An 11,876-nucleotide genomic window follows, 5' to 3' on the forward strand; every position below is an offset into this window, starting at 1 on the left:
AAAGGGAGGGGGCAAAGCCGCCCAGCCCCCCGTTACTTTGTCCTCATAAACCCGAGCCGGGTTTCAGGCGATAATCCGCGTAGCGTTGGCCTGTTGCCTGCGCCCTCCCCCGTTTCGGAATTGCAATGAGCGAGATTCGCAAGGTACCTGCCTCCGCCGGTGCGGAATGGCTGCTGACCGGCTTCGGCCTGCTCAAGCGTGCGCCTTTGGCGCTCGGTTCGCTGGGCATCCTGTGGGGCGTCGGCACTTCGTTGGTGCTGTCGCTGTCGATGCTGGTGCCGGCACTGGGCACGGTGGTGCAGCTGCTGCTGTTGCTGGCCGGGCCGTTGTTCATGGGCGGCCTGTTGTGGGCCATCCGCGAGGTCGACCAAGGCCGCGTCGCCAAGCCTTCACACCTGCTGCAGGGTGTGCAGGAAGGGCGCGCACCGCAGTTGCTGGTGGCCCTGTTGCCACAGCTGTTTGCCGCCCTGCTGCTAGGCACGCTGCTGCTGGTGCTGGTAGGCACCGATGGTCTGCAACAGCTGTCGGTGGTGATGGTCAAACTCAATGAGATCAGCCAGTCCGGTGCGCAGCCGGATCCGGCGCAGATCGAGGCGCTGGTGGCGACCCTGCCCGCCGGCCGCATCCTGCTGTGGCTGCTGTTGTTGCTGGCCAGCTTTGTCGCGCTGACCCTGGCCCTGTTCGTCATGCCGCCGCAGGTGATGTTTGACCGCGCCAGCGGCATGCATGCACTGCGCGAAAGCCTGCGTGCCAGCATCCACAACCTGCCGGCCATGCTGGTGTTCTTCGTATTGGCCTTCATCGCCATCTTCGCGATTTACTTCGCGGTGATCATCCTGGCCCTGATCATTGGCCTGATCGCCGGTCAGGTAGTGGCCATGGCGATCGCCCAGCTGCTGCTGATGGCCGTGCTGATGCCGGTCTTCGCCGGTGCGGTCTATGCGGCGTGGAAGCAGATGCTGGCCTCGGCCAGCGCTGCTGGCCCGACCCCGCCGCCGGTAAGCAGCGGTCACGTCTTCGAAGCCTGAGAAAACCAGAAACCAGGCACTGGAAACGAGTAGCCGGTAGAAGCCGCAGCGCACGAACGGCTGCCTTTGCCTGCTACTCGTCCGATTACCGGCCTCTAGTTCCTGGCTTCTTCGCGGCTGCGCTTGATCATGTACATGGCCTGGTCGGCCGCATGCAGCAGCGCATCCACCTCGGCGCCATCGGCCGGGTAGGCGGCCACGCCGATGCTGGCGGCGACAGCCAGGGTGAGGTCTTCACCGTCGCGCAGGTAGTGCATCGGCGCCTGCAGGGACTGCGTCACCCGCTCCATCAGGCGATGGGCGTCGTTGATGTCATCGAGCTCTTCCAGCACCAGGGCAAACTCATCGCCGCCCAGGCGGGCGACGGTGTCGTTCTCGCGCAATGCACCGCGCAAGCGCGCGGACAGTTCGATCAACACCGCATCGCCGGCACCATGGCCCCAGGTGTCGTTGACTTCCTTGAAGCGGTCCACGTCCACGTATACCAGCGCGAACACGCCGCCGTGGCGCTGCGCACGATGGTGCGCGCTCTCCAGCCGGTCCATGAACAAGGCGCGGTTGGGCAGGCCGGTGAGCATGTCGTGCATGGCCAGATGGCGCATTTCCTGCTCCATCTGCTTGCGCTGCTCGACTTCGATTTCCAGCTGGCGGTTGCGCTCGGACAACTCGCTGAGCGCGTCGCGCAAGGCTACCCGGTGCCGGTACAGTTCCAGGAACACCTGCACCTTGGACAGCAGGATGGTCGCTTCCAGCGGCTTGGCCATGTAATCGACCGCGCCGAAGCCATAGCCCTTCAACCGATGCACGTCATCGGCATAGGTAGCCGTGACGAAGATGATCGGGGTCTGCCGGGTGGATTCTTCCTGCGACAGGATCTCGGCCACTTCAAAGCCGTTGATGTCCGGCATGTAGACGTCGAGCAGCACCAGCGCGAACTCGTCGTCCAGGGTGGCCTTGAGCGCATCGTTGCCCGATGCCGCCTCGACCACTTCCACGTCGAGCTTGGCCAGCACCCTGCGGATCACCAGCAGGTTGGCGGGGTTGTCATCCACCGCCAGTATCTTCGGGCGCGGCGGTGCGGACGGCTTGGCTACGAACATAAGGCTTCCAGCAAAAGAGAAATTTCAGGCAACGGCAGGCAATGATCGGCACCGGCCAGCTGCAACGCGGCGCTCGGCATCGCCGGCACCTGCGCGGTCCGCGGATCCTGCACGATGACCGTGCCGCCACGCCGACGCACCCGCACGCAACCCTCGGCGCCATCGGAGTTGGCACCGGTCAGCAGCAGGGCAATGAGGTGTTCCCCCCATACTTCGGCGGCGGATTCGAACAGCACATCGATCGAGGGACGCGAGAATGCCACTCTGGGATCAACGCTCAGCGCGAAACGGCCAGTCCGTTCAAGCAGCAGATGATAGCCGGAGGGCGCCACGTAGATGTGATGAGGCTCGGGCTGCTGGCGCTCCTCGGCCTCGCTGACCGCCAGCCCGCTGCGGCTGGCAAGCAGCTCGCAGAACACCCGCATGTCTTCCGAACCGCTGTGGCAGACCACCACCATCGGCACCGGCAACGGCCCGGAAAGCCCGCCCAGCAGCTGATGCAGGGCCGACAGCCCGCCCGCCGAGCAGCCAACCACAATTGCCTGTGGTGGCAGCCCGGAAGCAGTTCTCAAAGCAGGCCCCCGGCATTGCGGTACAACCGCAGCTCGGCGTCGATCGGGGCGAAATCGCGGGCACTGGGGGCAAAACGGATCGACTCACGGTTGCCCAGGCAGAGGAAACCGCCACGGCTCAGGCTGTCGCGGAACAGGCCCAGCACCCGGTCCTGCAGGGCGTCGGAGAAATAGATCAGCACGTTGCGGCACAGGATCAGCTGCGCCTCGCAGAAGACCCCGTCGCAGACCAGGTTGTGGTTGGCAAAGGTGACCCGTTCCCTCAAGCGCGCATCCAGCTTCATGAAGTCGTAGCGGGCATGGTAATAGTCCGACAACGTGTGGCGGCCACCGGCCGCCAGGTAGTTCTCCGAATACAGCCTTGCATCACGGATCGGGAAGATGCCTTCCTGGGCCTTGGCCAGCGCTTCATCGCTGAAGTCGGTGGCGTAGATCTGGCAGCGGTCGTACAAGCCGGCTTCCTTGAGCAGGATGGCCAGTGAATAGACCTCCTGGCCATGCGCGCAACCGGCCTGCCAGATGTTGATCTGCGGGTAGGAGGCCAGTACCGGAAAGACTTCGTCGCGCAGTTTGCGGAACACCGCCGGGTTGCGGAACATCTCCGACACCGGCACCGACAGCTTGGCGATCACCTGCGGCACCATCTCGTCGTCGCGCAGCACGCGCGCGGTCAGCTCGCCGACATGGGCCACGTCCAGGGTCTGCACCAGCTGCAGCACGCGCCGCTTCAGCGACGACGGCGCATAGCCGCTGAAGTCGTAGCCGTGGCGGCGCGACATGGCGTGGATGAACGCATCCACCTCGATGTCGTCCACCTCGTCACGGCTGGGCAGGGTGGTGGTCGGTGCTACTTTTGCAGCCATACGCGCATCATCGACAACAGCTTGTCCAGGTCAACCGGTTTGGTCAGGTAGTCATTGGCACCGGCGTCCAGGCACTTGTCGCGGTCGCCATGCATTGCCTTGGCGGTGACCGCGATGATCGGCAGGTTGCTCCATTCGGGCAGCTTGCGGATCTCGCGGGTGGTTTCGTAACCGTCCATGCCCGGCATCATGATGTCCATCAGCACCAGCTCGATGGACGGGTTTTCCTGCAGCTGCTGCAGTGCCTTGTAGCCGTCCTGCGCCATCGACACATTCACCCCGCGTGCGCGCAGCGACTTGGACAGCGCAAACAGGTTGCGCATGTCGTCATCGACCAGCAGCACCTGGCGGCCGCCCAGATTATTGTCGTCGGACGGCGTGGCATTGGCGCCGCGCGAGCCGATGCTGTGCAGGAACAGGCTCACCTCGTCGAGCAGGCGCTCGGGCGAGCGCTGGCCCTTGATCACGATGCTGTCGGTGTACTGGCGCAGCTTCAGGCTGTCCTCGCGGCTCAGGTCCTGGCCGGAATAGATCACCACCGGCGGCACCGCCACCAGCGTCGCAGCCTTCTCCAGGAACTCGATGCCGGAAATGCCGCCCAGGTTGAGGTCCAGCACGATGCAGTCATAGCTGTGGGTGGCGATGCGCTCCAGCGCTTCCTCACCCGAGGCGACCTGGTCGATCTCGACATTGTCGGCCTGCAGAAGGCGGGTCAACGCCAGCCGCGAATCCGGGTCGTCGTCCACCAGCAGCAGCTTGCGCACGATCTTGCCGGCCACATCCAGCAGGTGGTCGAAGGCGGCAACCAGCGCCTTGCGGTCCACCGGCTTGGTCAGGTAACCGACCGCGCCCAGCGCCACACCCTTGGCGGCTTCATCCACGGCGGAAATGAAGTGCACCGGGATGGCCGCAGTCACCGGGTCATGCTTGAGATGCTGCAGCACCGACCAACCGTCCATGCCCGGCAACATCACGTCCAGCAGGATGCCGGTGGGGCGGTAACGGCGCGCCAGTTCCAGTCCGCTTTCGCCATCGGCCGCGGCAAGTGCGCGGTGGCCCTTGCGGCGGATCAGGTCGACCAGGATGCGGGCGAAGGCCGGGTCGTCTTCCACGGTGAGGATCACCGTTTCGCCGGCGGCGATGGCGTGGCGATCATCGGGAATCCAGTCGATCAGCTGGGCGGTGGCGACCCGCGCCGGGCCCGGGGTGGGCGCAGGGCGGTGCTCGCTTGCCGCCTGGCTGGCGGCCATGGCGCTGGTCAGGCCAGCCGACAACAACGGCAATACCAGGCTGAAGCTGCTGCCCTTGCCCTGCTCGCTGTCGACCACCAGCTGGCCGCCAAGCAACTGCGCCAGCCGCCGTGCGATGGCCAGGCCCAGGCCGCTGCCACCGTAATGGCGGCTGGTGCTGGAATCGACCTGTTCGAAGGCCTCGAAGATCGAATCCAGGCGTTCTTCGGGAATGCCGATGCCGGTATCGCGCACGGTCAGCGCCACATGCTGCTCGTCGCTGGCTGCACCGATGCGGGTCAGCATCGCCGCATCGGCGATTGCCATGCGCAGGGTGACCGAACCCTCGCGGGTGAACTTGAAAGCATTGCCAAGCAGGTTGTTGAGCACCTGCTGCAGCTTGGAGCGGTCGGTGACCAGCGCCTCGGGCATCGATGGATCGACATCGATGGCGAACTCCAGGCGGTTCTCCATCGCCATGTGGCGGAAGTGGCGGGTGACCTCGCGGGTGATGGCATCGACCCGCACTTCCTCGCGGTGCACGTCCATCTTGCCGGCCTCGATCTTGGACAGGTCGAGGATGTCGTTGATCAGCCGCAGCAGATTGGAACCCGAATCATGGATGACCGCAGCGGCCTCCACTTCCTCCACGTCCAGGTGCCCGCTCTCGTTCTCGGCCAGCTCCTTGGACAGGATCAGCAGGCTGTTGAGCGGGGTGCGCAGCTCGTGCGACATATTGGCCAGGAAGTCGGTCTTGTACTGGCTGGCACGCGCCAGCTCCTGCGCCTTGAACTCGGTCTCGCGCTGCAATACCTGCAGCACGTCCTTCTGTTCGTTGAGCACCTCGGTCTTCTGCCGCAGCTCCTCGTTGGAGGCCTGCAGTTCCTCGGCCTGCACGCGTAGTTCTTCCTCGGACGCGGACAGGCGCTGGGCCTGTTCTTCCAGCTCAACGGTCTTGCCCTGCAGCTCTTCGTTGGTGGCGCGCAGCTCTTCTTCCTGGGTCTGCAGCGTTATCTGCGAGCGCTGCAGCTGTTCGGCCTGGGCGCGGGTGTGATCCAGCAGCAGCTGGGTCTCGTCGGCACGGCGGATGTTGTCCAGGCCCAGCGCAACGGTCGGCAGCACGCCGTCGACGAAGGCTTCCTGGGTGGCGTTGAAATGGCCGAAGGTGCCGAACTCGAACACGCCCAGCAGACGGTCCTTGAGCAGCAGCGGCACCGCCACCAGATGACGCGGCTGCGCCTCGCCCAGGGCCGAGTGCACGCCGAAGAATTCATCCGGCACCTGCTGCACGCTGATGCGTTTGCGCTCCAGCGCGGCCTGGCCGATCAGGCCATCACCCAGTCCATATTGCAGGCCCAGGTGCTTGCGCCGCTGGAAGCCATAGCTGCCCTGCAGATGCAGCTTCTGCTGTTGCTCGTCCCAGGCGAAGAACACGCCGATCGGCGCATCGATACGCGGCGCGATCTGCGACACCAGCGCCTGCGCGTATTCGTCCGGGGTCTGTGCGGTCTGCAGTTCAGCACCCACTTCGCCGACGCTGAGCTTGATCCAGTTGGCCTCGCGTGAGGCCACCGAGTTGCGCCGGAACACATCCATCGCACGGGCCATCTCGCCGATCTCATCGGCACGGCCCAGGCCGTTGATCTCAATGTCCAGATCGTCATTGGCCAGCCGCGTCATCTTGTCGGTGAGGCGGTTGATGGGGGCCACGATCACCCGTGAAATCAACCACAGGGTGACGATGATGATGATGAAGCCGATCACCAGCAGGGCCAGCGACACATCATGCGCCTTGGCAATCCAGCGGCTCATCTGCGCCCGGTCATTCAACATCAGGGTGACTTCGGAGTTGTAGATGCCATCCAATGTTTCAGCCAGGGCATTGCCCTGGCCGCCATTGCTGATGGCATGCAGCACTTCAAGCTGGCTGGCGGGGGGCGCATCGTTGGCCGGGCGCAGCACCGCCATGATCTCGCTGTCCCAGGCACGGGCCTGCTGCTGTGTACGCCGCAGGCGCTCGGCCACATCACCGTCGCCGGCAGCGACGATCGCCGCTTCCATCGCCGCATCGCGGCGCGCGCTCTGCTGGTTGAGCACCTGCATCTGCCGTTCACCATCACCGAGCAGGTAGTTGCGTATGGCGATCTGCTGCAGGCGTACGGCCTGCATGGCCTCTTCAACCTGGTTGATGACCTCGATCTGCACCGTCTCGCGTTTGCGCGCGGCGTCATCCTGCCCCGAGGTGCGGTAGCTGACCACGCTGGTGGCCAGGAAACACAGGAAAACCAGGCCAAATGCCGCCAGCATTTTGCCCAGCAGTGGCATGTTATTGATCCAGCTCTCTTTCTTACGCGTCATGCAGGTGCTCCCCGGGGTGCCACCACGCCTGCCATCCGCGCGGCCTCTATTCAGAGAAAATAGCGCAGATTGCTGGCAACCGCCCTATCGGCTGATTCAGGGGGCGGCGGTCTTGCCCTGGTCGCGCGGCTGCAGCCAACGCGCCGCATGTATGCCCAGCTCGTAGAGGAAACACATCGGTATCGCCAGCATCAGCTGCGACACCACGTCCGGCGGGGTCAGCACCGCGGCCAGCACGAAGATGCCGACGATGGCGTAGCCACGGCCTTCACGCAGCTGTTGCGGCGTCACCCAGCCCAGCAGGACCAGGATCACCATCGCCACCGGCAGCTCGAAGCTGGCGCCGAAGGCAAAGAAGATGGCCAGCACGAAATCCAGGTAGGCATTGGCATCCGGGGTGATGGCGATCACCTCCGGGCGGAACGTGGTCAGGAAGTGGAATACCGCCGGCAGCACCAGGAAGTAGGCAAACGCACAGCCGATATAGAACAACGCCACCGCCGAACCCAGCAGCGGCAGCGCCAGGCGCTTTTCACGCGCATACAGGCCCGGTGCCACAAATGCCCAGGCCTGGTACAGCAGCCACGGCACGGCCACGAACAGGGCAGCAAAGAAGGTCAGCTTCAGCGGCGCGAAGAAGGCGCCGGCCGGGTTGGTGGCAATCATCGATTGCCCAGCCGGCAGCTGCGAAATCAGCGGCGTGGCCAGATGCGTGTACAGGGTGCGTGAGAACGGCATCAGCGCCAACAGCACCACGCCCAGCCCAAGCAGCCCACGCATCACCCGTGAACGCAGTTCGATCAGGTGCTCGATCAGGCTGCTTTCGTTGAAATCCGCGCTCATGGTGTCCGTTCCGGGCTGACCGGTGTCTGCCCGCCCGGCACCGGCGTATCGCCCAAGGGGATGCTGCGATTGAACTGGCCATCATCCGCCGTGGCGTCATGCGCCACGCTGGCGGGGTCAGCGGCAACGGTTTCTGCTGCAGCCGGCTGCGCCGTGCCATCAGCCGTCGGCTCATGGACCACAGCCGTGGCGATGGGGCGCGGCTCGATCACCCGCTCGGCGGCCGATTCGGGCAGTTCCACTTCGCGCTTGAAGGCATCGGCGCCGTCGCGCACCTGCCCGGCCTGATCGCGCAGCCCGGCCTCGGCCTGCTGCATCGACTGGCGCACATCCTGCAGGTTGCGCTTGAGCTCCTCGGCATGCAGCTCACGCTCCAGCTCCAGCTTGACCGAATCCCACTGGTTACGCGCACGGCGCACCCAAAGCCCGGCAAAACGCGCTGCCTTGGGCAGACGTTCCGGGCCGAGGACCACCAAGGCCACCACTGCGATCAGCAGCAGTTCGCTGAAGCCGATATCAAACACGTCGTGCGCTCGGGATCAGCGCGCGTCGCGGTCGTGTTCGGCCTGCTTTTCGCTGCTCTTGTCGGCATCGCGCGATTCGTCGCCCAGCTGTGCGGCCGGCTTGTCTTCGTCACGCATGCCCTTCTTGAACTCTTTGACCGCACTGCCCAGATCCTTGGCGCCGCTCGTCAAGCGCTTGGTGCCAAACACCAGCAGCACGATGACCAGCACGACCAACCAGTGCCAGATGCTGAAACTGCCCATGATCTGCTCGCGTTATCTGTGTGGAGGTTGTTGAGCATAGCGCACAAGGTATTGCCTGTTCGCTATGCCAAAGGTCAGTTGCCGCCGTCCAGGCTTTCGGTGCGGATTTCACCTTCCGAAACCGGCTGAAAGCCCTGCTGCGGTGCCGGTTCAGCCGTCGAATGCTGCAACGGTGCGGTGGTCGCGGTATCGGTGCCCACAGCCGTGGCGGCGGCCGGTGGCTGAACACTGACTGCATCGCTGCGCGGTGCGGTCGAGGCCACCGGTGCAGCAGCACCCTGGGTGCCACGCTTCTGCCGTGCGGCGTAGGTGGATTCTTCCAGACGATCACGGAAGGCGACGACATCGGAGGACGGCGCGGTATTCAGACGGCCTTCCAGGATCATCCGCGGCGTGGTGTTCTGGCCGTAGGCATCGAGGTTGGCGGCATCGTCGATCTGCAGAGCGGCACCATCCAGCGCCACGCCGGCAAACAGGCCACGGGCACGCGACCACGACCAGATTTCGGCCTTGAGCTGGCCATCGGTGGCCGCCGCGGCACTGCGACCGACCGGGCCGGCAGCCACGCCGGCATCGGCGCCCAGGGTGAACTTGCCGTTGACGATGTTGTCCAGGCTGCGATCGTTGCGGAACACCAGGATCACGTCCGAGGACTGCACGCCGGCCTGGAAGCCGATGCTGCCGCCGGTGAGTTTGATGAATACGGGGTTGGACCAGCTGCCATCAGGCATCTTCACCGACATCAGGCCGTGACCACGACGCCCGCCCAGCACCAGCCCGGCCTTGATCGTGTCGGGAATGACGATGATGGCGCGGCCCTCATCGAGCAGCTTGTCCGGGATGGCCTGCTCGGGGATGTCCTGAATTTCGTTGAGCACCCGCACCGCATTGCGGGCGCGCTGATCTTCCTGCGGACCGGCCACGGCAGTGGTGGACAGCAGGCTGGCGGACAGCAGCAGAACAAGGCACGGCAGGCGGCGCATGGGTAACTCCGTAGGTCGATGCATAGAAAGATAGCGCAAGTGCCTGAAATTAGTAGCGCGGCTATGAATAGAGGGGGAATGGGACGGGTTTGTGGGAACCACCCCTTCCCCTTGGCGAAGCCAAGGGGAAGGGGTGGCTTTGGCCTTGGCCGGGAAAGCCCCTGCCGAGCATGGCTCGGCGCTATCGCTTTAGCCCCTCTCCCGCTTGCGGGAGAGGGGTTGGGGTGAGGGCGCTTTTAGGCAGTTTCGGGAAAGCCCCCTGCCGAGCATGGTTCGGCACTACCCCCTTCCAGGTGCATACCTGCGAAAATGATCGGATGTCCGACGCACCCACCACCGCGTTGCTCGCGGTCAATCTAGGCACGCCCGAGACACCGACCGCTCCTGCGGTACGGCGTTATCTGGCCGAATTTCTGAGCGACCCCCGCGTGGTGTCGATCCCCGCCATCCTGTGGAAACCGCTGCTGTACGGTCTGATCCTGCCCCTGCGCAGCGGCCGCTCGGCGCAGAAGTACGCCCAGGTGTGGCTGCCGGAAGGCTCACCGCTGGCGGTCTACAGCCGCCGCCTGGCGCAAGCCATGCAACAGCAACTGCCACAGTGGCGAGTGCGCGAGGCCATGCGCTATGGCGAGCCGGCGCTGTTGAAAGCGCTGGACGCACTGGCCGCCGAAGGCATGCAGCGGATCGTGGTGCTGCCGCTCTATCCCCAATACTCGACCACCACCACCGCCTCCATCGAAGACCGCGTGCAGCAATGGCAGGCGCGCAATCCGAAGGTGTTGGTGCAGACCATCCGCGACTACGCCGAAGACCCGCGCTGGGTTGCCGCCGTAGCCGCCTCCATTGCCGACTACTGGGCGCAGCACGGCCGTGGCGGCAAGCTGGTGTTTTCCTTCCACGGCATCCCGCAGCGCGTGGCCGATGCCGGCGACCCCTATCCGCAGCGCTGCGAGGCCAGCGCCAAGGCCATCGCCGCCGCCCTGGGCCTGGCCAGCAGCGACTGGGAACTCACCTATCAGTCGCGCTTTGGCCGCGAGCGCTGGTTGCAGCCCTATGCCGAGCCGCGCTTGTGGGAACTGGCCGAGAGCGGCATCCAGACCTTGGATGTGGTCTGCCCCGGCTTTGCCACCGACTGCCTGGAAACGCTGGAAGAAGTGCAGATGGGCTTTACCGAAACCCTGACCGCGCGTGGCGCGCGCATGCGGTACATCCCCTGCCTCAATGACAGCAGCGCCCACGCCGCCGCCCTGGCCACGCTGGCGACGGCGCAGCCGGCATGAATGCAACGCCGTTCGAACTGCAGCTTGAGGGCGTCCGCATTGCCGGCCTGCGTGCCGGCAATCCCGATGGCCTGAAGGTTCTGGCCCTGCACGGCTGGCTCGACAACGCGGCCAGCTTCCTGCCACTGGCCGCGCAGCTGCCCACGCTGGACCTGGTCATGGTCGACCTGCCCGGCCATGGCTACAGCGATCACCTGCCGCTGACCACGCCGTACACCACCCCGCATGCCATCGTGCAGACCCTGGCCATCGCCGATGCGCTGGGCTGGGACCGCTTCGTGCTGCTCGGCCATTCGATGGGCGCGGCGATTGCCAGCCTGGTCGCAGCGGTGGCCGGTGAGCGGATACAGGCGCTGGTGTCGATCGAAGCGCTGGGCGGGCTCACCGCACCGGCCGGGGAAACCGTGCAGCGCCTGCGCACCTATGTGGAAGCCATGCTGAAGCTGGACGCCAAGCAGCTGCGGGTATTCCCCGACCTGAGCGCGCCGGTACGCGCGCGGATGATGGTCAACCAGCTCAGCGAGGCCTCGGCGCGGCTGCTGATCGAACGCGGGGTCAAGCCCGTCGACGGTGGCTGGAGCTGGCGCAGCGATCCGCGACTGATGCTGCCCACCGCCGTGCGCATGACCGAAGAACAGGTCTGCGATGTGGTCAGCGCCATCCTCTGCCCGGTGCAGGTGATCTACGCCACGCCGGCGCAGGCCTACTTTCCCGAACCCGAACGCAGCCAACGCGCGGCGCTGCTGCGCGATGGCCGCCTGCATACCCTGCCCGGCCATCACCATGTGCACATGGACCAGCCCGAGGCCGTCGCCGCGATCATCCGTGATTTCATCGCGGCGACGGCCTCGGG

11 protein-coding genes are annotated in these 11,876 nt (G+C 65.2%); 3 read left to right on the forward strand and 8 right to left on the reverse strand.

The features are described 5' to 3' along the window. Positions 1 to 125 precede the first annotated feature (125 nt). The gene (locus ABB27_RS16135; RefSeq protein WP_057629814.1) at positions 126 to 1,028 is read left to right on the forward strand and encodes a BPSS1780 family membrane protein; all 903 of its coding nucleotides are present in this window, start codon (positions 126 to 128) and stop codon (positions 1,026 to 1,028) included. 95 nt (positions 1,029 to 1,123) lie between these two features. Here the strand turns inward: ABB27_RS16135 and ABB27_RS16140 are convergent, their stop codons facing one another. The 8 genes from ABB27_RS16140 to ABB27_RS16175 form a co-directional block, all read right to left on the reverse strand. Next, on the reverse strand, positions 1,124 to 2,128 hold the full coding sequence (locus ABB27_RS16140) for a diguanylate cyclase domain-containing protein (protein ID WP_057629815.1): 1,005 nt from the start codon (positions 2,126 to 2,128) through the stop codon (positions 1,124 to 1,126). Further along, positions 2,119 to 2,700, reverse strand: coding sequence for a chemotaxis protein CheB (locus ABB27_RS16145; protein WP_057629817.1), 582 nt, complete (start codon positions 2,698 to 2,700; stop codon positions 2,119 to 2,121). Before ABB27_RS16145 ends, ABB27_RS16140 begins: the two co-directional genes overlap by 10 nt. Further along, on the reverse strand, positions 2,697 to 3,563 hold the full coding sequence (locus ABB27_RS16150; protein ID WP_057629819.1) for a CheR family methyltransferase: 867 nt from the start codon (positions 3,561 to 3,563) through the stop codon (positions 2,697 to 2,699). Before ABB27_RS16150 ends, ABB27_RS16145 begins: the two co-directional genes overlap by 4 nt. Next, positions 3,548 to 7,150, reverse strand: coding sequence for a hybrid sensor histidine kinase/response regulator (locus ABB27_RS16155; RefSeq protein WP_083491354.1), 3,603 nt, complete (start codon positions 7,148 to 7,150; stop codon positions 3,548 to 3,550). Before ABB27_RS16155 ends, ABB27_RS16150 begins: the two co-directional genes overlap by 16 nt. Before the next feature lie 96 nt (positions 7,151 to 7,246). Further along, positions 7,247 to 7,993: a twin-arginine translocase subunit TatC gene (tatC, locus tag ABB27_RS16160; protein WP_057629823.1), complete on the reverse strand. Its 747-nt coding sequence runs from the start codon at positions 7,991 to 7,993 to the stop codon at positions 7,247 to 7,249. Beyond that, positions 7,990 to 8,517 (reverse strand): Sec-independent protein translocase protein TatB, encoded by a 528-nt coding sequence (gene tatB, locus ABB27_RS20380; protein ID WP_244479254.1) that lies wholly within the window; start codon positions 8,515 to 8,517, stop codon positions 7,990 to 7,992. The genes tatC and tatB overlap by 4 nt, the downstream gene beginning before the upstream one ends. Before the next feature lie 15 nt (positions 8,518 to 8,532). Further along, positions 8,533 to 8,760 (reverse strand): Sec-independent protein translocase subunit TatA, encoded by a 228-nt coding sequence (gene tatA / locus ABB27_RS16170; protein ID WP_057629825.1) that lies wholly within the window; start codon positions 8,758 to 8,760, stop codon positions 8,533 to 8,535. A gap of 74 nt (positions 8,761 to 8,834) precedes the next feature. Further along, positions 8,835 to 9,743, reverse strand: coding sequence for a lipid-binding SYLF domain-containing protein (locus ABB27_RS16175; protein WP_057629827.1), 909 nt, complete (start codon positions 9,741 to 9,743; stop codon positions 8,835 to 8,837). Positions 9,744 to 10,060: 317 nt separating this feature from the next. Here ABB27_RS16175 and hemH point away from each other — a divergent pair, with 317 nt between their 5' ends. Then, on the forward strand, positions 10,061 to 11,023 hold the full coding sequence (gene hemH, locus ABB27_RS16180) for a ferrochelatase (RefSeq protein WP_057629828.1): 963 nt from the start codon (positions 10,061 to 10,063) through the stop codon (positions 11,021 to 11,023). Continuing rightward, the coding region (locus ABB27_RS16185; RefSeq protein ID WP_057629830.1) for an alpha/beta fold hydrolase at positions 11,020 to 11,876 on the forward strand (857 nt) is incomplete at its 3' end. The genes hemH and ABB27_RS16185, both read left to right, overlap by 4 nt.

Origin of the sequence: Stenotrophomonas terrae (genome assembly GCF_001431465.1) — a bacterium.
Classification (GTDB): Bacteria; Pseudomonadota; Gammaproteobacteria; order Xanthomonadales; family Xanthomonadaceae; genus Stenotrophomonas; species Stenotrophomonas terrae.

Coding starts and splice junctions, on each gene's coding strand:
- ABB27_RS16135 (WP_057629814.1), top strand. CDS start 126: ATGAGCGAGATTCGCAAGGTACCTGCCTCCGCCGGTGCGGAATGGCTG.
- ABB27_RS16140 (WP_057629815.1), bottom strand. CDS start 2,128: ATGTTCGTAGCCAAGCCGTCCGCACCGCCGCGCCCGAAGATACTGGCG.
- ABB27_RS16150 (WP_057629819.1), bottom strand. CDS start 3,563: ATGGCTGCAAAAGTAGCACCGACCACCACCCTGCCCAGCCGTGACGAG.
- ABB27_RS16155 (WP_083491354.1), bottom strand. CDS start 7,150: ATGACGCGTAAGAAAGAGAGCTGGATCAATAACATGCCACTGCTGGGC.
- tatC (WP_057629823.1), bottom strand. CDS start 7,993: ATGAGCGCGGATTTCAACGAAAGCAGCCTGATCGAGCACCTGATCGAA.
- tatA (WP_057629825.1), bottom strand. CDS start 8,760: ATGGGCAGTTTCAGCATCTGGCACTGGTTGGTCGTGCTGGTCATCGTG.
- ABB27_RS16175 (WP_057629827.1), bottom strand. CDS start 9,743: ATGCGCCGCCTGCCGTGCCTTGTTCTGCTGCTGTCCGCCAGCCTGCTG.
- hemH (WP_057629828.1), top strand. CDS start 10,061: ATGTCCGACGCACCCACCACCGCGTTGCTCGCGGTCAATCTAGGCACG.